The 21405-nt window shown below is 66.7% G+C and carries 19 protein-coding genes and 3 tRNA genes; 14 read left to right on the top strand and 8 right to left on the bottom strand.

What is annotated here, in order from left to right:
* Positions 1-128: 128 nt before the first annotated feature.
* Positions 129-440 (bottom strand): hypothetical protein, encoded by a 312-nt coding sequence (locus tag IEY68_RS26885; RefSeq protein ID WP_058855199.1) that lies wholly within the window; start codon positions 438-440, stop codon positions 129-131.
* Between the two features lie 428 nt (positions 441-868).
* Positions 869-1513, bottom strand: coding sequence for a transglycosylase SLT domain-containing protein (locus IEY68_RS26890; RefSeq protein ID WP_058855234.1), 645 nt, complete (start codon positions 1511-1513; stop codon positions 869-871).
* 734 nt (positions 1514-2247) lie between these two features.
* Between IEY68_RS26890 and IEY68_RS26895 the strand changes: the two genes are divergently transcribed.
* From IEY68_RS26895 to IEY68_RS26910, 4 genes are all read left to right on the top strand, one after another.
* A complete protein-coding gene (locus IEY68_RS26895) occupies positions 2248-4287 on the top strand; it encodes an NADPH-dependent 2,4-dienoyl-CoA reductase (protein WP_058855200.1) in 2040 nt (679 codons plus the stop codon).
* A 126-nt stretch (positions 4288-4413) separates the two neighbouring features.
* The gene (locus IEY68_RS26900) at positions 4414-5241 is read left to right on the top strand and encodes an ABC transporter permease (RefSeq protein WP_058855235.1); all 828 of its coding nucleotides are present in this window, start codon (positions 4414-4416) and stop codon (positions 5239-5241) included.
* On the top strand, positions 5234-6082 hold the full coding sequence (locus IEY68_RS26905; protein WP_229719033.1) for an ABC transporter permease: 849 nt from the start codon (positions 5234-5236) through the stop codon (positions 6080-6082). Before IEY68_RS26900 ends, IEY68_RS26905 begins: the two co-directional genes overlap by 8 nt.
* A gap of 1 nt (position 6083) precedes the next feature.
* On the top strand, positions 6084-7070 hold the full coding sequence (locus IEY68_RS26910) for an ABC transporter ATP-binding protein (protein ID WP_058855201.1): 987 nt from the start codon (positions 6084-6086) through the stop codon (positions 7068-7070).
* 56 nt (positions 7071-7126) lie between these two features.
* Here IEY68_RS26910 and IEY68_RS26915 read toward each other — a convergent pair whose 3' ends face one another.
* Positions 7127-8332, bottom strand: coding sequence for a L,D-transpeptidase (locus IEY68_RS26915; protein WP_082681389.1), 1206 nt, complete (start codon positions 8330-8332; stop codon positions 7127-7129).
* 304 nt (positions 8333-8636) lie between these two features.
* On the opposite strand from IEY68_RS26915, the gene IEY68_RS26920 reads away from it, so the two are divergent.
* A tRNA-Lys gene (locus IEY68_RS26920) sits at positions 8637-8709 on the top strand.
* 176 nt (positions 8710-8885) lie between these two features.
* On the top strand, positions 8886-10223 hold the full coding sequence (locus IEY68_RS26925) for an MFS transporter (protein WP_058855202.1): 1338 nt from the start codon (positions 8886-8888) through the stop codon (positions 10221-10223).
* A 22-nt stretch (positions 10224-10245) separates the two neighbouring features.
* Here IEY68_RS26925 and IEY68_RS26930 read toward each other — a convergent pair whose 3' ends face one another.
* Entirely contained in the window at positions 10246-10854 is a 609-nt protein-coding gene (locus tag IEY68_RS26930; RefSeq protein WP_229719036.1) for a TetR family transcriptional regulator, read from the bottom strand.
* A gap of 176 nt (positions 10855-11030) precedes the next feature.
* On the opposite strand from IEY68_RS26930, the gene IEY68_RS26935 reads away from it, so the two are divergent.
* The 6 genes from IEY68_RS26935 (at position 11031) to IEY68_RS26960 (ending at position 16083) form a co-directional block, all read left to right on the top strand.
* The gene (locus IEY68_RS26935) at positions 11031-12089 is read left to right on the top strand and encodes a ferredoxin reductase (protein ID WP_082681390.1); all 1059 of its coding nucleotides are present in this window, start codon (positions 11031-11033) and stop codon (positions 12087-12089) included.
* 18 nt (positions 12090-12107) lie between these two features.
* Entirely contained in the window at positions 12108-13292 is a 1185-nt protein-coding gene (locus IEY68_RS26940; RefSeq protein ID WP_058855205.1) for a fatty acid desaturase family protein, read from the top strand.
* Positions 13292-13645 (top strand): hypothetical protein, encoded by a 354-nt coding sequence (locus tag IEY68_RS26945; RefSeq protein ID WP_058855206.1) that lies wholly within the window; start codon positions 13292-13294, stop codon positions 13643-13645. Before IEY68_RS26940 ends, IEY68_RS26945 begins: the two co-directional genes overlap by 1 nt.
* A 67-nt stretch (positions 13646-13712) precedes the next feature.
* Positions 13713-14033 (top strand): hypothetical protein, encoded by a 321-nt coding sequence (locus IEY68_RS26950; RefSeq protein WP_058855207.1) that lies wholly within the window; start codon positions 13713-13715, stop codon positions 14031-14033.
* Between the two features lie 132 nt (positions 14034-14165).
* On the top strand, positions 14166-15215 hold the full coding sequence (locus IEY68_RS26955) for a mechanosensitive ion channel family protein (protein ID WP_058855238.1): 1050 nt from the start codon (positions 14166-14168) through the stop codon (positions 15213-15215).
* 166 nt (positions 15216-15381) lie between these two features.
* The gene (locus IEY68_RS26960; protein WP_058855239.1) at positions 15382-16083 is read left to right on the top strand and encodes a DUF4389 domain-containing protein; all 702 of its coding nucleotides are present in this window, start codon (positions 15382-15384) and stop codon (positions 16081-16083) included.
* A 57-nt stretch (positions 16084-16140) separates the two neighbouring features.
* Here the strand turns inward: IEY68_RS26960 and IEY68_RS26965 are convergent.
* The 4 genes from IEY68_RS26965 to IEY68_RS26980 all read right to left on the bottom strand — a co-directional run bounded on the left by IEY68_RS26965 (position 16141) and on the right by IEY68_RS26980 (position 18023).
* Positions 16141-16213, bottom strand: a tRNA-His gene (locus IEY68_RS26965).
* An 88-nt stretch (positions 16214-16301) separates the two neighbouring features.
* Positions 16302-16943: an oligoribonuclease gene (gene orn, locus IEY68_RS26970; RefSeq protein ID WP_058855208.1), complete on the bottom strand. Its 642-nt coding sequence runs from the start codon at positions 16941-16943 to the stop codon at positions 16302-16304.
* Between the two features lie 81 nt (positions 16944-17024).
* On the bottom strand, positions 17025-17828 hold the full coding sequence (gene cmrA / locus IEY68_RS26975) for a mycolate reductase (protein WP_058855209.1): 804 nt from the start codon (positions 17826-17828) through the stop codon (positions 17025-17027).
* Between the two features lie 121 nt (positions 17829-17949).
* Positions 17950-18023: transfer RNA gene (locus IEY68_RS26980), tRNA-Arg, on the bottom strand.
* Positions 18024-18158: 135 nt separating this feature from the next.
* On the opposite strand from IEY68_RS26980, the gene IEY68_RS26985 reads away from it, so the two are divergent.
* Together IEY68_RS26985 and IEY68_RS26990 are read left to right on the top strand one after the other, a co-directional pair.
* Positions 18159-20198, top strand: coding sequence for a bifunctional copper resistance protein CopD/cytochrome c oxidase assembly protein (locus IEY68_RS26985; protein WP_058855210.1), 2040 nt, complete (start codon positions 18159-18161; stop codon positions 20196-20198).
* The gene (locus IEY68_RS26990) at positions 20199-21167 is read left to right on the top strand and encodes a threonine/serine dehydratase (RefSeq protein ID WP_058855211.1); all 969 of its coding nucleotides are present in this window, start codon (positions 20199-20201) and stop codon (positions 21165-21167) included. It abuts the gene before it with no gap.
* Positions 21168-21405: the final 238 nt, after the last annotated feature.

The raw sequence follows: 21405 nt of genomic DNA on the forward strand, positions 1-21405 counted from the left end.
CGGCCCGGTGCGCGGATCCATCCACCGGTCCGGCAAGGACTCGGCCGACCCGGCACGGACACAGCCCACGTGACCTTCACGGTTACGTGGGCTGCTGTGGTTGCTGGTCGCGGGGGAGTGGGCCGCGTTCACCACGGGGTGACCGGAGGTTTCACCCAGAGCAGTTTCTCGTCGGTGTGATGCCGCGCGGCCGCCGGATGTCCGGGTCGACGTGCCGCCCACCGGGCCTTCTCGTCGAGTAGCTGCGCCACCGAATGCCAGGTCTCCTCGGAGCTCGGCGGATTGGCCCCCGCTGCCCGGGCGAGCTTGCGCCGCGCCGCGGCCGGCATGCCGAGGAGTTCGGAACCCGAGATATCCCGGTCCCACAGATATCCGGCCAGCTGCCGCGCCTTGGCGGCCCGACCGGCCTCCGCAGCCGGGGAATGCGCGTAATCGGCCATGAGCAAGTGTCCTCGGAAATCGGTACCTGGAGAACAGTATTCCCCCCGCCGCTCCGGGCATTGCCAGGGGCACCGAGACGGGAAATGCGCGGTGCCGCCCGAATCGGACGGCACCGCGCACCCACCTCATTGTGGTCCCCGCTGATGCAGCGGGCCTCCGCGACCGTGCGCCGTTGCGCGGTGCGGACGATCTGCAGGGTTCGCGGTCATCGGCCGGGACGACTCTGTCCCGGCCCGGGATGTCCGGGACCCCTCATCGTGGTCTCGTCATCCGGGAGTCCGCCGTGGCCGGCGCCCCATTGCGCCGCCCTGCCGATCCTGGAGTGCGCACCGGATTCGCAGGAATCCGGACTACTCCGCAAAATCTGGAGTCATCGAGCCCCGACCGCGGTCGTGAGCCCCGCCCCGCCGGAGGCGGGGCAGATCACTCAGTACGCGCCGAAGACGTTGTCCATCGAGCCGTACCTGTGGAAGGCGTAGTTGCAGGCCGCCGCGATGTTGGAGACCGGGTTCCATACGTCGAACGCGGTGCCGGGCACGTGGTAGGCGGCGAAGGTGGGGTCGATCACCTGTAGCAGGCCCTTGGAGGGGATGCCCATGACGGCGTTCGAGTCCCACAGGTTGATGGCCGCCGGGTCGCCCGAGGACTCACGCAGGATGTTGCGCTTGATCGAGTCGTAGCTGCCGGGGATACCGTTCGCGGCCATGATGTCCATGGCTTCCTGGATCCAGCCGTCCAGGTTGTTGGGGTAGGCCGGAGCGGGGGCCGGGGCGGGCGCTGCTTCGGGGGCCGGTTCCGGGGCCGGAGCGAAGGCCGCTTCGGGGGCGGGCGCCGGGGCCGGGATGATCTCCGCTTCGGGAGCGGGGGCCGCGATGGCGGCTGCCTCGGCGGTGGTCGCGGCGGCGGCAGGTGCCTGCTCGGCGACCATGGCGACCCGGCTGGGGGCACTGTCGTCGGCCATGGAGACCGCGGAGGAGGCGGTTACGGCGACGATGCCGGCCGTGGCGAGGGCGAAGCCGATGGCTTCACGCTTGGTACGGCGGCGCAGGCTGGTGAAACGGTGGGAAGACATGATCGGATTCGGTTCCTTGTCGGGTCTCGGGATCCTGCCCGGTTCGGGCAGCACGGATCTTCGGCGCGGGCCGGTGGCTCGCAATCCGGAAAATATGACTGTGCTGTTGTCGGGTTCTTTTGTGTGACACCGAACGCAGGCTGGTTCGGGTCCGGATGGCGCATCTTGCGGTTACCGGGTGGTTTCCCGGTCCGTTGCGCCCGCAGGAACTCCACGCTGTGGTGAAGTCGAGTGGACTCGGGTTCGGCTATCGCGATACCGTTTGTGGTTGTCGCGCCGGCGAGTTTCGCGGTTGTTTCCAACCTTGTGTCCACAACATCGCGGACTAGCCGAACTTCAGGTCTTTTCGGACCGGATCTCAGAATGGTCACAAGAGGTGAACAGCAGGTAAACGGAACCTGAGAGAATGCTAAGTGCGATCTTGAAGTCCGAAATGAACGCGTTGCACCACTGTTTCGACCTGGGGGAATGTCCCTAAACCTCTTGTGGCGGAGGCCACAAAATTTCTGAACGGTAACGGTGGATCCAGGTGTTCGTGATGGTTCCGTGATCGAGAAAACGTGCTGGCCCCGGCCCCACCGCAAGTGTTCGGTAACCCCGGTCGGGACCGGTTTCCGGGCCCGTATGCGCTTCGGGGGTGGAAGCGCGCCGTGGCGAAATGGTGTGATGAGGTCCTGTAGGCCCAGCGGCCGGGTCGCCGCCGGGCCGGACCGATATCGGAAAGAGGGCCCGCGATGTACTCGACGACGAGTTATCCGCAGCTGTTCACCCCACTCGAAGTCGGGAGTACCACCCTGCGCAACAGGGTGGTCATGGGATCGATGCACACCGGTCTGGAGGACCGGGCCTGGGACGCCAACCGGCTGGCCGCCTACTTCGCCGAACGCGCGCGCGGCGGCGTCGGCCTCATCATCACCGGTGGTTACGCCCCCAATCGCACCGGTTGGCTGCTACCTTTCGGTGCGAAACTGACCAACCGGACCGAGGCTTATCGGCATCGGGCCATCACCCGTGCGGTACACGCCGCCGGGGGAAAGATCGCGCTGCAGATCCTGCACGCCGGACGCTACGCCTACGTCCCCGGCAGTGTGTCCGCCTCGTCGATCAAAGCGCCGATCAATCCGTTCCGCCCGCGCGCGTTATCGGATCGCGGAATTCGCCGAACCATCGACGATTACGTTCGCTGCGCCGAACTCGCCCGGCTCGGGGGATACGACGGTGTCGAAATCATGGGCGGTGAGGGTTATTTCATCAATCAATTCCTCGCCCCGCGTACGAATAAACGTAATGATCGCTGGGGTGGTTCAGCGGAGAACCGTCGGCGGCTCGCGGTGGAGATCGTCCGGCGTACCCGCGCCGCGGTCGGTCCCGATTTCCTGATCGTATTCCGTCTATCGATGGCGGAATTGGTGGAGAACGGCCAGACGTTCGAAGAGATCCTCGCACTCGCCCGGGAACTGGAAATCGCGGGTGTCAGCATTCTCAATACGGATATCGGCTGGCACGAGGCGCGGGTGCCGACGATCGTGACCTCCGTACCTCGCGCGGCCTTCGTCGAATTCACCGCGAAGGTCACCGCGGCGGTGGGGATCCCGGTATGCGCGTCGAACCGCATCAATATGCCCGAGATCGCCGAGGAGATCCTGACCCGCGGCGATGCCCAGCTGATCTCCCTGGCCAGGCCGCTGCTGGCCGACCCGGAATGGGCGGACAAGGCAGCCACCGGACGCACCGACGAGATCAATACCTGTATCGCCTGTAATCAGGCCTGTCTCGACCACGCCTTCCAGCACCGCACGGTGTCGTGCCTGCTGAACCCACGGGCCGGCCGGGAAACCGAACTCACGCTGCTGCCCACCCGGCGCGCGAAGAGTATCGCGGTGGTCGGAGCCGGACCGGCCGGTCTGTCGGCGGCGGTGAACCTCGCCGAGCGCGGTCACCGGGTCGATCTCTTCGAAGCCCTGGACCGGATCGGCGGGCAGTTCGATATCGCGCGCCGGATCCCGGGGAAGGAGGAATTCGACGAGTCGATTCGTTACTTCACCCGCAAACTCGAACTCACCGGCGTGCAGGTGCATCTGAGCACCCGTGTCACCGCCGCCGAACTGATCGATCGCCGGTACGACGAGGTCGTCCTGGCGACAGGTGTCCGGCCCCGGATCCCCGATATCCCGGGTATCGACCATCCGATGGTGCTCTCGTACGCGGAATTGGTGCGGGACGGGAAACCGGTGGGCAAGCGGGTCGCGGTGATCGGCGCGGGCGGTATCGGGTTCGATGTGAGCGAATATCTGATCGTCGACGGTCACCCCACGCTGAAACCCGACGAGTGGCGCCAGGAATGGGGTGTCGATCCCGATGACGAACAGGTACGCGGCCAGTTGCGGGAAGCCCGCCCGTCGCCCGCGGCGCGTGAGGTCGTCCTGCTGCAGCGCAAGGAAACGTCGTTCGGGAAGGGGCTCGGCAGGACGACCGGCTGGGTGCACCGTGCGGCACTGAAGGCGAAAGGGGTCGAACAGATCGGCGGCGTGAACTACGAGCGGATCGACGACGAAGGCCTGCACATCAGCTTCGGCCCGAAGCGTGAGCGGCCCCGGGTGCTCGGGGTCGACAATGTGATCGTCTGCGCCGGCCAGGAATCGGTGCGCGAACTCGAATCGGAGCTGACCGCGGCGGGTGTGCCGACTCATCTGATCGGCGGTGCCGAACTGGCCGCCGAACTCGATGCCGAACGTGCCATCGAACAGGGCACTCGGCTGGCGGCTCGACTGTGACGACCGGGCCGGTCCGCGCGAAAAAGGTCCGCGCGGACCGCCCGGCGGGCCGATAAATCCGCTTTTCCGGTCGTACGGCGCGCGGTAAGGTGGCGGCTTTGTGTCCGCGCGAAGCAGGGGGTGACCGTGTCGGCCACATCGGTCGATCTCCGGGGTACGGCCGGTGTCTACCGGCGGCTGCTGGTGGCCGGGTTCCGCCGGCAATGGCGTTACAAGCTGGCCATGTTCGCCGGGCTGTTCACCAACTGTGTGTTCGGGTTCGTCCGCGCGGCGGTGATGGTCGCCGCGATAGACGCCACGGGTGGGTTCGGAGGGTACGACGCGGGCAGTATCGGTGCCTACGTGTGGATCTCCCAGGGCCTGCTCGGAGCTCTGCAGTTCATGGCCGCGGAACTCGAACTGGCCGAACGGATCCGCACCGGTGATATCGCTGTCGACTTCCTGCGACCGGTGGATGTGCAACTGGGCAATCTCGCCTCCGATCTCGGCCGCGCGCTGTGCACACTGATCCCGCGTGGTATCCCGAGCCTGCTGGTCGGTGCGCTCACCTTCGGGCTCGCGCTCCCCAGCACCCCCGAGTCCTATCTGCTCGGGCTCTTCAGTGTGGTTCTCGCCGCGGCGATCTCGTTCCTGTCCCTGTTCGTGCTCACCACCGTCGGATTCTGGGTCGTGGAGACCCGGGGGCTGCGGACGCTCTATCAGACCTGCGGCCCCTTCCTCGCCGGGCTGTTCGTCCCGGTGCACGTCTTCCCGGACTGGCTGCGGGCAATCGCTGGATGCACGCCGTTCCCGTCGATGCTGCAGGTGCCGGTGGATGTGCTCTCCGGACGGGTGGCCGGCTGGGATGCGGCGCACCTGGTGGGCACCCAGATCTTCTGGCTGCTGGTCGTCCTGGCGCTGGGCCGGGTCCTGCTGGCCGCCGGCCGCCGGAGGCTGGAGGTGCAGGGTGGTTGAGACAGCTGTCCATCCGGCGGAGGGCCGGCGTATCCCGGTGGGTAGCCGATTCGGTCCCTATGCGGCGGTGCTGAGCTCACGTATCCGGTCGCAGCGCGCCTACCGGCTGTCCTTCGCCAGCGATATGGCGGGGGCGACCATGGTCGGGTTGGTCGAGTTCGCCGAGGTATGGGTGGTGTTCCACCAGGCGAAGGTGCTCGGCGGCCTGGATCTGGATGCCGCACTGCTGCTGTTCGGCCTGAGCAACTCGGCCTTCGCACTGGCCCAGCTGGTGTTCGGGCACCTCGACAAACTGCCGGGACTCATCCGTCTCGGCATGCTCGATATCTACCATCTGCGCCCGCAACCGGTTCTGCTGCAATTGGTGACCAGCGATTTCTCGCTGCGCCGCCTGGCCCGGGCCGCGGTCGCGGTGGTGGTGCTGACCGTCGGGCTGGTGCGCAACGATATCGATTGGTCGGCCGCGGCGGTGGTGCTGATCGCGTCGACGGTGCTGAGCGGCATCGTCTTGTTCGGCGGACTGTTCGTGGTGGCCGCGGGCTGCCAGTTCTTCCTCATCGACGGGGCGGAGCTGACCAACAGTTTCACCTACGGCGGCTCCTTCGCGGCGACCCAGCCCGCGTCGGTCTTTCCCACCCCGTTGAAATTGTTGTTCTGCATCGCGATACCGGTGGCGTTCACCGCCTACCTCCCGACGCTGGCACTGCTGGACCTGCCCGGCCCGCCCGGCATGCCGCCCTGGCTCGCCTGGTGCGCGCCGCTGGCAGCGGGGTGGGTGTGGGTGCTGGCGTGGGTGATGTGGCGGATCGGGACGAGGCACTATCAGAGTGGCGGTGGTTGAGATGGGATTCGACAGTACGGCCGGCGAAACGGTTATCGATATCGACGGGCTGACCCGCTGTTTCACCCGCCGGACCGGGAAAGGTCTGCGCTCGCGGCGTGCGGTGGTCACCGCGGTCGATGCCATGAGCTTCCGGGTCGAGCGGGGTGCGGCGGTCGGCTATATCGGCGCCAACGGTGCCGGTAAATCCACCACGATCAAGATGCTCACCGGCATCCTGGTCCCGACCTCCGGCTCGGTGCGCACCTGCGGACTGGAGCCCATCCGGCAACGCCGGGAGCTGGCGAGCCGGATCGGGGTCGTCTTCGGGCAGCGCTCCCAGCTGTGGTGGGATCTTCCGCTGCGGGAATCGTTCACGATCCTGGCCGCGATCCACCGATTGGAACCCGCGGCCGGGCGATTACGCACCGCAGAGTTGGTCGAGCAGCTGGAAATGGCCGATACACTCGACACTCCGGTCCGCCAGCTGTCGCTGGGACAGCGAATGCGTGCCGAGGTCGCGGCGGCGCTGTTGCATTCGCCGGAGTTGATCATCCTGGACGAACCGACCATCGGACTCGATGTGCTCTCCAAACAGCGGCTGCGCGAATTTTTGCGTGCCGAGCGATCCGAACGCGGCACCACCCTCGTCCTGACAACACACGATATGGGTGATATCGAGCGACTCTGCGATCGCGTGCTGGTGGTGGACCACGGGCGACTGGCCTACGACGGTTCGTTGCCGGGTCTGGGCGCGACGGTCGGCGCGCAGCGGATGCTGGTCGTCGATCTCACCGCGCCCACCCGGGCCCTGGACGGGCTGCCCGGTGCGGAACTCATCTCCTACGAGGCGGAAGGTATGCGGCAGCGGCTGGCCTTCGACGCCGATACGACCACCGCCGCGCAGCTGCTGGCCGAGGTATCGGCGCTGGCCGAGGTGCGTGATCTCTCGATCGAGGAACCCGATATCGAGGACATCGTGCGGCGGCTCTACGAGTCGGCCCGCTGAACGCGCGGTGCCGGGCCCCAGTGGGGGACCCGGCACCGGTCGGTCTCGAACCAACGTTACGTCTGGGCGTTGCCCGCTTTCCACTCCGACCACGGGATGTTCCAGTCACCCAGGCCGTCGGTTCCGGAGAGCACCGGGCCGACGGTATTGGTCACGATGGCGATATCACCGCGTTTGGCCGTGTTGTACACCCATTGGGCGTCCTCGGGGCTGAGGTTCAGGCACCCGTGGCTGGTGTTGGTATTGCCCTGCGCGCCCAGCGACCACGGGGCCGAATGGAAGAAGATCCCGCTGTAGGACATCCGGGTGGCCCAGTCCACGTCGGTCCGATACCCGGCGGGGGAGTTCACCGCGACACCGTAGGTGGAGGAGTCCATGACGATGTGCTCATGCCGGTCGGCCAGGATGTACACACCGTTGTTGGTGGGGGTGTCGTCCTTACCCATAGAGGTCGGCATCGTGCGGATGACCTGGCCGTTCTTCTCGACCGTGACCATCTTCGTATTGTCGTCGGCCTTGAAGACCGTCGCATCGCCGATGACGAAGTTCGAATGGATGTCGTCCTGGCCGTAGAGCCCGTTGCCGAGGTCCTTGCCGTAGACGTTCACATCGATCGTCACCTTGGTGCCGGCGTTCCAGAAATGTTCGGGCCGCCAGCGGACCTCGCGGTTGTTCACCCAGTAGAACGCGCCCTCCACCGGCGGATCGGTTTTGATGGTGATGGCGTCCTGCGCGGCCGAGCGGTTGGGAATGTTCTCGTCGAACTGGACCGCGACGGGCTGGCCGATACCGACGACCTCGCCCTCGCCCGGCACCAGGTAGGGCTTGGTGACATTGCCGGGCGCCGTTGTGGTGAAACTCATACCGGCGGTGGAAGCGCCGCCCAGCCCGTTGGCCCGGGCCTGCAGCCGGTAGGTCTTGCTGTAGCCCAGTGGCTCGGTGGTGGACCAGCTGCGGCCGTCGGGCGCGAGCTGGCCGGCCACCGGCTGATCATCCGGATTGAGCAGGTCGACCTCGGTGAACAGGCCGTCGGTGATCTCGAACTTCATCCCCGCGGCCGGCGAGACACCGATATCGCCGTCCTTGACGGGAGCCACGAGCTTGGGCTTGATCAACTCGGTGATGGGATTGCGGTCGATGGCGACAGTCCCGTCCGAGGCCTCCGAGGACGAACAACCGGTCAGCACCATCGCGACCAATGTGACCAGGACCAGCGGTCCGAGTATCCAACGGACCGGCCTACACCGATCACCTGTACGCATATCAACCCCGTTTCAAGTCACGGCGCACCCGCTACGCGCCGATGGCTTCGGATCCGACCGATTACCAGCTCACCTCGACCCACGGCGGCGGGATCGGTCGAGACCACGTCCAACCATTCTGCCAGCCGTACCGGGGTGATCCCAACCGTCGGGGATCACGCCGGTGCCACTGGCACACCTGGACATAGGCTTCCGCTCGCCTTCCGTTACGTGTCGGCCGGCTCACACCCGGCCGGCCCACTATCGATTTCACTTCTGCGGCCCGAGCCTGTTAATGTCTGTCCCGCACCGATCGACGGGGCACGCGCCATTAGCTCAATTGGCAGAGCAGCTGACTCTTAATCAGCGGGTTCGGGGTTCGAGTCCCTGATGGCGCACTTCGAGTCGAAAGACATTTCCGACTATAGGGTTTGCGCTCGGCACCCGTACATTCGACAGCCTCAGACGTGATCAACCCGCTATCTCGCCGTATTTCGACCGTGGCTCCGGCCCGGTCACAAGCCCTTCTGCCGTAGCCCGGCCGGTACGCCACGGATCCGTTAGGGTGCGCGGTATGAGCGAGGCGAACGCGCGGGTGGGGCGCGGGCAGGTGGTCGCATGGGGATTGTGGGACTGGGGGTCCGCCTCGTTCAACGCCGTCATCACCACGTTCGTGTTCGCGGTGTACCTCACCGACAGTGTGGGCGACGATCTGCCGGGTGATATCTCCGCCAGCGCCTGGCTGGGGTGGGCACTCGGGTTCGCCGGGCTGATCGTCGCGCTGACCGCGCCGATCACCGGTCAGCGTTTCGACGCGACCGCGAACCGCAAACGTTCGCTCGGGCTCATGACCGCGGTCGTCGTGGTGCTGACGGCGGCGATGTTCTTCGTCCGGGACGAGTACTCCTATCTGTGGCTCGGGCTGGTGTTGCTCGCGCTGGGATCGGTTTTCTTCGAACTCGCGACCGTGCCCTACAACGCGATGCTGCGCCAGGTGTCCACCCCCGCGACCCTGGGCCGGGTCTCCGGATTCGGCTGGGCCATGGGCTACTTCGGCGGGATCTTCCTGTTGTTGATCTGCTATTTCGGGTTCATCGCCGGTGACGGCCCCGAGCGGGGGCTGTTCGGTGTAGCCACCGAGGGCGGGTTGAACATCCGGCTGGTCGTGCTGCTCGCCGCCGTATGGTTCGCCGTATTCGCTCTGCCGGTGCTGTTCGCGGTCCCGGAGGCGCCGCGCACCCGGGCCGATCCCGGGGCGGCGAGCGCGGGTCTTCTCGGCTCCTACCGGGTGTTGTGGCGGGATCTGCGGGAGCTGTGGGCACTGGATCGAGCCGTCATCGGGTTCCTGCTCGCCAGCGCCGTATTCCGGGACGGCCTGGCCGGTGTCTTCGCGTTCGGCGCGGTGCTGGCCGTGCAGGTGTACGGGATCAGCGAATCCGATGTGCTGTTGTTCGGGATCGCGGCCAATGTTGTCGCGGCGCTCGGCGCGATCGTGGCCGGCCGCTTGGACGACAGGGTCGGGCCGAAACGCGTGATCGCGGTATCGCTGCTGTCCGCTGTAGTGGCCGGCGCGGTGCTGCTGGTGGTGTCGGGGGCCGCGATGTTCTGGATCTTCGGCCTGGCGCTGACGCTGTTCGTCGGTCCGGCGCAGGCGTCGGCGCGGTCTTTCCTCGTTCGGCTGACACCGCCGGGACGGGAGGGGCAGCTGTTCGGGCTCTACACCACCACGGGGCGGGCTGCCTCGTTCCTGGCGCCCACCTTGTTCGGTCTGTTCGTGTGGGGTTTCGGGGCCGACCGCGCCGGTATCGGGGGCCTGCTGGTGGTGCTGGTCGCCGGACTGGTCGCCCTGCTGTTCGTCCCGGCTCCGGACGCCTCGGGGAGCAAGGAGCCGGCACGGACTCCCGTCGCGTGACAGGGAACGGGTGGGCGCGTGTTCAGGGTTTCCAGGCGCCCATGCCGAGGGCGACGAGGCGGATCTGCTGGATGGTGCGATCGATGACCGATCGTTCCTCGCGCGGGGTCGCGCCGACATAGTCGGCGATTCCGTCGATCACCGTGGCGACCAGCAGATCGGCCGCCACTTCCAGATCGCCGGGCGACCAGTCGTCCAGCGCCGGGATGCGGGACAGATCGGCCACCAGTTCGCGCACGATCAGTTGTAGTTCGAGCGCTATGGCCGAGCGCAGTGCCGGACTGCCGCCGCGCTGCTCACGGATCAGGAAGCCGTACAGCTCCCGTTTCTGGCCGACCTCGCCGAAGACGAAACGTACCGTCGCCGAGAGCCGGGCGTCGGGCGTGCGGCGCAGTTGCCGCAGTGCCAATCGCAAGGCTTGGACGCCCTCGTCCACCAGGGTGGCGCCGAGGTCGTCCAGTGAGTCGAAATGCCGATAGAAGGCCGTCGGCACGATACCGGCGGAGCGGGCGATCTCACGCAGACTCAGCGCGCCGAAACCGCGTTCGGCGGCCAGCGCCAGCGTGCCGACGAGTAGGGCCTGCCGGGTGCGCTCCTTGCGCTCGACGCGGCTCTCTACCTGATCTGTCATTTCAGTGAGCATACATCCGTTCACCATTTGCCCTTCTCTCTTTTGTCGCCCGCGTCACATCAATTACTGGTTGACAGCTCCCGCGGGGTATCCGGCACACTAGTTGAGTGTACAGTCGTACACCGAAACTAGTTGAAGCTCGTGACATGACCGACAGACAGGGACGGAGAACTCCCATGGTGGCCCTCCTCGGTCTGGTACAGACCCTGACCACACCGCATCCGGTGGACCGGTACCTGGAACTGGTGCGCCCCATGCTCACCGTCCGCGATATGCGGGCCCGAATCGTCGGCGTGGACCGCTCGGTCCCGGGAACGATCTCGCTGAGCCTGCGCCCGACCCGGCAGTGGGACGGACTGCGAGCGGGTCAATTCCTGCAGCTGGGCGTGGTGATCGACGGGGTGCGGCATCTGCGCTGCTATTCACCGGTGAACTCGCAGCACGACCGGCGCCGGCGCCTCGACCTCACCCTCCGCGTACATCCGCACGGTCTGGTGTCGCGGTATCTGCACGAACACGCGCGTCCCGGCATGATCGTGGACCTCGAACCGGCCTCCGGGGTATTCCATCTCCCGGATCGGCGGCCCGAGCGAGTTCTGCTGATCAGCGGTGGTAGCGGCATCACACCCGTGCTGTCCATGCTGCGCACCCTCGTCGACGAGGGGTACTCCGGTGAAGTGGTGTTCCTGCACTACGCGCGGTCGCCGGAACTGGTGCCGCACCACGCGGAACTCGCCGAAATCGCTGCCGCCCATCCGAATATCGCTGTCGAACTGCGATATCCGGAACAGGACGGCCGCGGTTTCGATCACGACGAACTCGTGCGGGTCGCCCCCTGGTTCGCCGACGCGCAGACCTACCTGTGCGGGCCGCCGCCGCTGATGGAATCGGTTCGTGAGGTCTACACCGGCGCGGACCTGAGTGAACGTCTGCACACCGAGGAGTTCGTCGCCTCCACCGTCGCGGTCGACAGCGCCGAGGTGGACGGGACCACCACCTTCTCCGCCAGCGGGGTCACCGCGGAGAACACCGGGACCTCGCTGCTGGAGCAGGCCGAGGGTGCGGGCCTGCGCCCGGAGTTCGGTTGCCGGATGGGGATCTGCTTCTCCTGCACCTCGGTCCGGCGCAGCGGATGCACCCGCAACCTGCGCACCGGCGAACTGGAGGCCGATCCCGACCAGCCCATCCAACTCTGCGTCCAGGCCGCCGTCGGCGACGTGGACATCGAAATCTGAGACGAAGGGGAGAAACAGATGACCATCCTCACCGAGACCAAGGACGGACCGCTGGTCCTCTCGCCCGATCAGGTCGAGGAGATCGGCCGGACCCTCGACGAAATGCGCGACCGTATCGTCGCCGACCTCGGCGAACGCGACCGCCAGTACATATACGACATCATCAAGGCGCAGCGCGGATTCGAGATCGCCGGGCGCGGCCTGATGTACCTGGGTTTCCTGCCGCCGTTCTGGCTGGCCGGCGTGGCCGCGCTCAGTGTGTCGAAGATCCTCGACAATATGGAGATCGGCCACAACGTCATGCACGGCCAGTACGACTGGATGCGGGAGCCGGGCCTCAACTCGCGAGTCTTCGAGTGGGACAACGTCTGCCCCGGGGACCAGTGGAAGCATTCGCACAACTACATGCACCACACCTTCACCAACATCCACGGCCGCGACCGGGATATCGGCTACGGCGTGCTGCGGATCGACGAGGGGCAGGACTGGCACCCGTACTACCTGGGCAACCCGCTGTACGCGTTCCTGTTGATGGTGTTCTTCGAATGGGGCGTGATGATGCACGACCTCGAGGCCGACAACATCGTCAAGGGCAAGCGCAGCTGGTCGGACCTCAAACCGTTGATCAAGGGGCAGCTCCGGAAATCGGGCCGGCAGGTCCTCAAGGACTATGTGGCGTTCCCGCTGCTGACCGGTCCGCTGTTCCTGTCCACCCTGGCCGGGAACGCGACGGCCAACCTGGTGCGCAACGTGTGGGCGTACTCGATCATCTTCTGCGGTCATTTCCCTTCGGGCGTGCAGACATTCACCGAAGAGGAGACCGCCGAGGAGACCCGCGGCGAATGGTATGTCCGGCAGATGCTCGGCTCGGCCAATATCTCCGGTAGCCCGCTGTTCCACATCATGTCCGGGAACCTGTCGCACCAGATCGAGCACCACCTGTTCCCGGATCTGCCGGCCAACCGGTACCCGCAGATCGCGCCGGAGGTCCGTGCGCTGTGCGAGAAGTTCGGACTGCCGTACAACACCGGACCGCTCGGTAAGCAGATCGGATCGGTGTGGGCGAAGATCTTCCAGCTCGCTCTCCCGCCGCAGGTGCAGGAATCCCGGCTGGCCAAGTTCCTGCCCGCTGCGCTGCGGAAACAGCCCGCTGCCGGTGTTATCGTGATGCGTCAGCAGAGTCCAACCGAAGCGGGCGTGTGATGATCGGCAAATTCGAGGCCAACAAGGATCTGATCCAGGAACTCACCTCGTCGGGCGCGCGCCGGGTCGGCAATATCGCGGGCATCATCACCGGCACGGTCTCGGAGGTCACCCGCGAGATCGGCGAGTGGATCACCGACGCCATCGAGATGAACGAGGCCGCCGCCGCGGCCCGGCGTGATGCCGCCGAGTCCGGGGGACGCGAGGACGACCCCGGTGTGCGCGACGGTGCAGAGAGCCGGGACGTCGTGACCGGCAGCACCGCGCCGGTTCGGGAATCCCGGGTCGTGCTCGACGCCGATATCGTCGACGCCGAGACCGCTGATCCCGGCCCCTCCGGCAAGCGGTACTGATCCGAACCGGAAGCCGCTCGGTGGGACAACTCACACCGAGCGGTTATCCATGGGCTAACCTCTGGTCGTGCCCGCCTATATCTCCTCGCCGGAGCTGACCTTCGGTTTCCTCTTCGCACTGGAGGATCCCGAACGGGTCGCCGAGGTGGTGCGCGACCTGATGGAGCGCAAGACCGTATCGGTCTTCCGGCTGGCCCGGTTGTCCGACGACGACGGGCCGCCGGAACGCTACGTCGTGAACTGGGCGGCGATCCCGCAGATATCCGTCACCACCACCGCGCCCGACGAGGCGGAATTGCGCGCCGACCGGGTGATGCTCGTCAACGCGTTCCTGGGCGACGCGGGTGAGGTGCGGCTGTATTCCGCGCAGGGGCAGGCCCCGCAGTAACCCCGTCGAGGCGGGCCGTATGCGCCGACCCCGTCCGTGAGATCCCCGTGACTGGTGGTGATCCGTCGTTATCGAACTGTAGCCTTGTGCCGGGGTTCCTGATCGAGCGATGGGTGACAAGGAGTGGACGCAGTGGAGAACGTGATACGGCTGCTGATCGTATTCGGGGGCACCCTGGTCGTGACGATCGCGATCGGCTGGGCTATCGACCGCGGACTGCGGTACTGGTCGGCCCGGCATCCGAAGACCACCATCCCGAGCCTGCTGCGCCGGGTCCAGCTGCCGTTGCAGTTGTTCCTCGGTTTCGCGGCGCTCCGTATCACCTACCCGCTGGCCGAACTGGATCTCCGGCAGGACGTGGTCATTCTCAGTGTCCTGGCCACCATGGTCACCATGTCGGCGGTCTGGCTGGTCGTCCGGATAGCCGACGCGGTGGCCGATGGACTGCTCAACAGCTACTCCCGCCGCGCCCGGGACCCCCGCCGGGTGCGCCAGCTGAACACCCAGTTCACCCTGATCCGGCGGATCACCACCGCGATATTGGCGGTCGCGACCGCGGCTATCGCCATGCTGATCCTGTTCCCGGGGCTGCGTGTCCTGGGCACCTCGCTCCTCGCCTCGGCCGGCATCATCGGCATCATCGCCGGTGTGGCCGCGCAATCCACCCTCAGTAACCTCATGGCCGGTTTGCAGATCGCCTTCGGTGATTCGGTGAAGATCGGTGACACGGTCGTGGTGGAGGGGGAGATGGGCACTGTCGAGGAAATCTCCCTGTCCTTCCTCACCGTCCGTATCTGGGACGATCGCAGGCTGACGATGCCGGTGTCGTACTTCAACAGCAAGCCCTACGAGAACTGGTCGCGCGGCGGTCCGCAGCTCACCGGCACCGTATTCCTCTACCTGGACCACAGCACTCCGGTGTCGGCTCTGCGTGAACATCTCTACGCCTATCTGAGCGATCATCCCGATTGGGACGGCCGTAGCTGGAATCTGCTGGTAACCGACAGCACTCCCACCGGGATCGAGGTCCGGGCATCGATGACCGGCCGTGATTCGGATGCGGTGTGGTCGTTGCGCTGTGCCGTCCGAGAAGAACTGATCGACTGGCTGAACACGCAGCATCCGGGCGCGTTGCCGCGACTGGCCGCGCTGGACGGTTTCGACAAGACCCCGGCCAGGTAGGGCGCGTCGCCGAACGCGGCTGCGGGTGGTTCGGCAATCGATTGATCTCGATGAAATGTCGGTACGGCGGGATGAACGCGAAAAAGTGTGCGATAGCTCACAATTGAGGGGCGGCCGAGCCGGTTGGGTCGGCCGGACCAGCACCCTCGAAGGAGCGTTGATCACGATGCCTGCTCCCGCCGGTTACCCGGTCCGAGTTCGCGGCGATCTGGACCCCGCGCTGTCGCGCTGGATGTGGATCGTGAAATGGCTTCTCGCCATTCCGCACTACATAGTTCTGTTCTTCCTACATATCGGTTATGCGGTGGTCACTGTCATCGCGTTCTTCGCGATCCTGTTCACCGGCAAGTACCCTCGCGGCCTGTTCGACTACAGCGTCGGCGTGATCCGGTGGACGTGGCGCGTGAGTTACTACGCGTGGTCTCCGGCCGGAACGGACAGGTATCCGCCGTTCTCCCTGTCTGCCGATGACGACTATCCGGCGGATCTGGCCGTCGACTACCCGCCGACTCTCCATCGCGGCCTGGTGCTGGTGAAATGGTGGCTGCTGGCGATTCCGCACTATCTGATAATCGGCGGTATGACCGGAGCCGCCTGGCTGGTCGACTTCGACGACGCCGACAGTACGGCCAGTGCGGCGGGTATCCCGCTGATCGGCGTGCTCACCCTCGTCGCCCTGGTCGGCCTGCTCTTCGCCGCTCGGTACTCGCAGGGGCTCTTCGATTTCGTGATGGGGGTCAACAGGTGGATGCTGCGGGTGCAGGCCTACGCCTCGCTGCTGCGTGACGAGTACCCGCCGTTCCGCTTGGACCAAGGTGCCCGCGATGAGGCCGCGCCCGTGGTCGATACGAGCAAACCCGAGGTCTGAGACCACCCCGGCCGAATGAAAGAGCCCGAGGACCCATCGGGTCCTCGGGCTCTTCAGGGTGAGTGACGGGACTCGAACCCGCGACATCCAGGATCACAACCTGGTGCTCTACCAACTGAACTACACTCACCATCACCGGTTTCGCACCGGCGGCCTAGATAGTAGCGCGTTCACCCCTCCGCAAGCCAATCGGTTATCGGTGTGCCGGTCGCCACGGTCTACGCCGGATCGTCCCCTTCTCGCCGCGGTTCACCGCCGGAACCCGCGCTGACCTCGGCGGCGATCGCGGCGATCTCCGCTGTCGAGGGCCCGGGCGCGGACACGAACGCGGTGCGCCGGTAGTACTCGAGTTCCCGGATCGATTCCTTGATATCGGCGAGGGCGCGGTGGGCCAGGCCCTTCTCGGGCTGGCCGAAGTAGATGCGCGGATACCAGCGGCGGCACAGTTCCTTGATCGAGCTGACGTCGATCATCCGATAGTGCAGATGCGCGTCCAGCTCCGCCATGTCCCGGGCGATGAAACCCCGGTCGGTGGCGATGGAATTACCGGCCAGCGGCACCATACGGGCGGTGGGTGCGTACTGCTTCACATAGTCGAGCACCTGCCGTTCGGCCTCGGCGAGGGTGACCGTGGAGTGCCGGACCTCCTCGGTGAGGCCGGACCGTGCGTGCATTTCGGCGACCACCTCGGGCATCGCGGCGAGCGCCTCGTCATCGGCGTGGATCACGATATCCACCCCGTCGCCGAGGACGTTCAGATCGCTGTCCGTCACCAGTGCCGCCACCTCGATCAGTTTGTCGGTGACCAGGTCGAGCCCGGTCATCTCACAATCCATCCACACCACTAATTTGTCCGACACTCGCACTACCCTAATCAGCGCGCTACCCGTCGGGTGCAATCGCCGCCCCGCCGTGTGGAAGGGTCACCCGATGGGGCGATATCAGCCGCCGAGCTTCTTGTAGAACGCACCCGCGATCGGCGCGGTGACCGCCCGGGGACCGTAGTTGCCCGCTGTGCTCATACCCTTGCCGATCAGGCCCGGTACCACCCGCATCTTGTTACGGGCGAGTGCGTCGATCGAGATGCGGGCCGTGTACTCGGAGGACACCCACAGGAAGTCCGGGACCATCCGGTCGATCAGGGAGGCATCGGCGGGGTCGGGTGTTTCGGTGCGTACGGGCCCCGGGGCGAGCAGGGTGATGTGCACGCCGGAACCCTTCAGCTCACCTCGCAGGGATTCGGCGAAGGTGTTGGCGAACGCTTTGCTCGCCGCATAGGTGGCGTTGTTCGGGATGGGCATGTTCCCGGCCGCGGAACCGCTGACCAGGATGCCCCCGGCGCGCCGCGCCAGCATCGCGGGCAGGACGGCCAGGGTCAGATCGTGGACTGCGACGGCGTTCAGCTCCAGCTGATCGCGTTCGTAGGCCGGATCGAGGTCGGCGACCGGCCCGAAGGTCGCGATACCCGCGTTGTTGCAGAGGATGGAGATATCGCGCCCGGCGAGCTCAGCGGTGAGCGGCGCGCGCTGTTCCCGGTTCGCGAGGTCGACGGCGCGGACCTCGGCGGTGATGCCGTGCTCGCGGGTCAGCCGACCGGCCAGCTCGTCGAGGATCTCGCCGCGGCGCGCGATGAGGATGAGCGAATGACCCCGCCGGGCCAGTTCGGCGGCCAGTGCGGTTCCGATTCCGGACGAAGCTCCGGTGACCACGGCGCGGCTGTCCGCGGTAGGCGAAGGCAAACCCATTCCCGACACCTTAGAGGGCACTGCCGGGCGTAGCCCGCCCGCCGGGATTGTGTGTTTGGGGCTCGTTCCACGGGGTACACCCACTCCGACTGGCCCGAACAGCTCAGTCGGGTGGGTGGAGCGCCCCCGGCAGGAATCGAACCTGCGACCTAGGGATTAGAAGGCCCTTGCTCTATCCAACTGAGCTACGGAGGCAGTGGTTCCACCATGGCGGACAACGGCCGCGCTGTCCAGCTGAAAAGTGTAGCGATCGACCGGATCGTTTGTTTTGGGCTGCCCGGAAACAGCCCCGGCGGGCCGGATAGCGCCCACCGAACTACTCTCGAACCTATGTCGTCAGCGCAGGCCCCCGCCGCCGAACTCGTTATCGAGGCCGGTCGGCCCGGCGGTTCGGCGGCTGTTGCGGCCGTGCTCACCGTACTCGCCGCGGCGCTCGCGGCGGTGGTGTCGATGCTGGTGGTGGGCTTGTCGGCAGCCCAGGCGCTGAGTCTGCTGGGTATTCCGGACCCCGGCCCGCTGACCACCTACGGGCTGCCCGCGATCCGGGCACTGGCGGATCTTTTCGCGGCGTTCACCGTGGGGTCGCTGCTGTTCGCGGCCTTCCTGATGCCTCCGCAGCGCGGCGGGCTCTTCGACGCCGGTGGCTACCGGGCGGTGCGCCGGGCCTCGAGCCTGGCTGTGGCATGGGCGGTGAGCGCCGCCCTGCTCGTACCGCTGACCGTGTCCGACAGCACCGGCCGCCCGGTCACCGAGATCCTCGCTCCCCAGGACCTGTGGGGCGTCGCCGATGAGATCGAACTGGCCGGCACCTGGCGGCTGACCGCGATCGCGGCGCTGGTACTGGCGATCGCCTGCCGGCTCGTCCTGCGCTGGGGCTGGACGCCGGTGTTGTTCGCGGGCTCGGTCGCGGTGCTGATGCCGCTGGCACTGACCGGGCATTCCGCGTCCGGGGGCGCCCACGATGTAGCCACCAACAGCCTGATCCTGCATCTGATCGCCGCGGCGGTCTGGGTCGGCGGACTCGCCGCGCTGCTCGTGCACGCGCTGCGCGACGGTACCCATACAGCCCTGGCGGCCCGGCGATTCTCCGCGGTGGCCCTGGTGTCCTTCGTGGTACTGGCGATCAGCGGCGTGGCCAACTCCTGGGTGCGGGTGCCGGCGGACGAACTGTTCACCAGTACCTATGGGCGGCTCGTGCTGGCCAAGGCCGCCGCGTTGGTGGCTCTCGGGGTGCTCGGCTGGTTCCAGCGGCGGGCGGCGCTCCCGGCGCTGGCCGCCGACCCGGACGACCGGCGGGCGCTGGCCCGGTTCGCGAGTGTGGAGCTGCTGGTCTTCGCCGCGACCATGGGCCTGGCGGCCGGTCTCGGACGTACGCCGCCACCGGCTCCGACCAGCGTGCCCACCCCGATGGAGGTCGAGCTCGGCTACAACCTCGATGGGCCACCCACCGTGGCGCGATTGCTCTTCGACTGGCGTTTCGACCTGATTTTCGGCACGCTCGCCATTGTGCTGGCGGTGCTGTATCTGCTGGGCGTCCGGCGGTTGCGGGCGCGCGGTGATGTCTGGCCGATCGGCCGGACCGCCGCGTGGCTGCTCGGCTGTGCCGTACTGCTGTTCACGACCTCGTCGGGCGTCGGCCGGTACGCGCCCGCCATGTTCAGCGTGCACATGGGCGCGCATATGGCCCTGTCGATGCTGGTACCGATCCTGCTGGCGCTGGGCGGCGTGGTGACGCTCGCGCTGCGTGCGCTACCACCGGCCGGCCGCGACGGTGTTCCCGGCCCACGGGAGTGGATCCTCGCGGCCGTGCACAACCCGGTCTCCCGCTTTCTCACCCATCCGATCGTGGCTTCGTTGCTCTTCGTGGCCGGTTTCTATGCCCTGTATCTGGGCGGGATCTTCGACACCTATGCCGATTCCCATGCCGCGCACCTGCTGATGAACCTGCACTTCCTGCTCAGCGGATACCTCTTCTACTGGGTGGTGATCGGGATCGACCCGAAACCGCGCCGGGTGGAGCCGCTCACCAGACTGGCCATGGTGTTCGGATCACTACCGTTCCACGCTTTCTTCGGTGTCGTGCTGATGGGTATGAGCACGGTGCTCGCCGGCTGGTTCTATCGCAGTCTCGGCCTGGGCTGGCACGTCGATCTGCTGGGCGATCAGCGCACCGGTGGGAGTCTGGCGTGGGCGACCGGTGAGATCCCGCTGGTCCTGGTGATGCTGGCGCTGCTGATCCAATGGTCGCGCAGTGATGCGCGGCTGGCCCGGCGTACCGACCGCGCCGCGGAACGCGACGACAACGCGGAACTCGCCGCGCACAATGCCATGTTCGCCGAATTGGCCAAGCGAGATCGGGCAAGTAGGTAGATGACCGAGCAGAAAATCCCGCTGACACCTGTGCCACCGCTCCGGCGTATCTACCGCTCGGATGTGCGGGCGGCGCGTCGGCGCCTGACCGGCCGTATTCGCAAGACTCCGGTCTTCCACACCGCCGTCCCGGGGCCTTCCGGCCCCGTCCCGGTCACCCTGAAGCTCGAGTATCTACAGCACGGTGGCACTTTCAAGGTGCGCGGCAGCTACAACGCACTGCTGTCGGAACGAGTATGTCCCGAGCACGTCGTGATCGCCTCGGGCGGAAACGCGGGGATCGCGGCGGCGCTGGCCGCGGCCGGGATGGGCAAGACCTGCACGGTCGTCGTCCCGGAGTCGGCACCGCACACCAAAGTCGCCGCCATGTGGTCGCACGGTGCCGAGGTGCGCTGGCACGGAACCACGTACGCCGAAGCCTACGATCACGCCTGCGAGATCACCGCCGAACGGGGTGCACTGCAACTGCACGCCTACGACCTGCCGGCCGTCGTGGCCGGGGCCGGGGTGATCGAACTGGAGATCGAGGAGCAGGTGCGGGGGCGGCCGCCGATCCTCGTGGCTGTCGGCGGCGGCGGACTGATCGGCGGGATCGCGGCGGCCGGCGGGCGGCGTCGTGAGATCGTGGGCGTCGAACCCGAGGGGATTCCGACCCTGAACTCCGCGCTGGCCGCCGGGAAGCCGGTGGATGTGGAAATTTCCAGCATCACGGCAGACGCCTTGGGCGCGTCGCGGATCGGCGAGATCGCCCTCGACGTGGCCCGGCGCTACGGTGTGCGGTCCGCGTTGGTGACCGACGATGTGATCACCGACGCGCGGGACTATCTGTGGCGCGAGTTCCGTATCGTCGTGGAGCTGGCGGGCGCGGTGGCGCTGGCGGCGATCCTGAGCGGTGCCTATGTACCGCGTGAGGGGGAGCGGCCGGTGGTGGTGCTCTGTGGTGCGAACACCGAACTGCCGGTGCTCTGACGGGTTGTTCCGCCCGGTGACCGATGGCCGGTGTCGGGCGCGCGCTGTGCTTTCACGGGGTCGGTACCGCCGGTCGGCGATCGCCGGGGCACTCCGTCCGGACGGCTGAGGACCTGGCCGGGAACCGGCCGTGCCAGGGCCGTGCGGCGACTCGTTCGTGCGGGTACCGACTCTCCGGCGCGATGAACCGGGTCCAGCAGGGACCGGCCGGCGGCCGGGTTTCCTGGCTGCGGCGTCG

This window comes from Nocardia jinanensis (assembly GCF_014645735.1).
Classification (GTDB): domain Bacteria; phylum Actinomycetota; class Actinomycetes; order Mycobacteriales; family Mycobacteriaceae; genus Nocardia; species Nocardia jinanensis.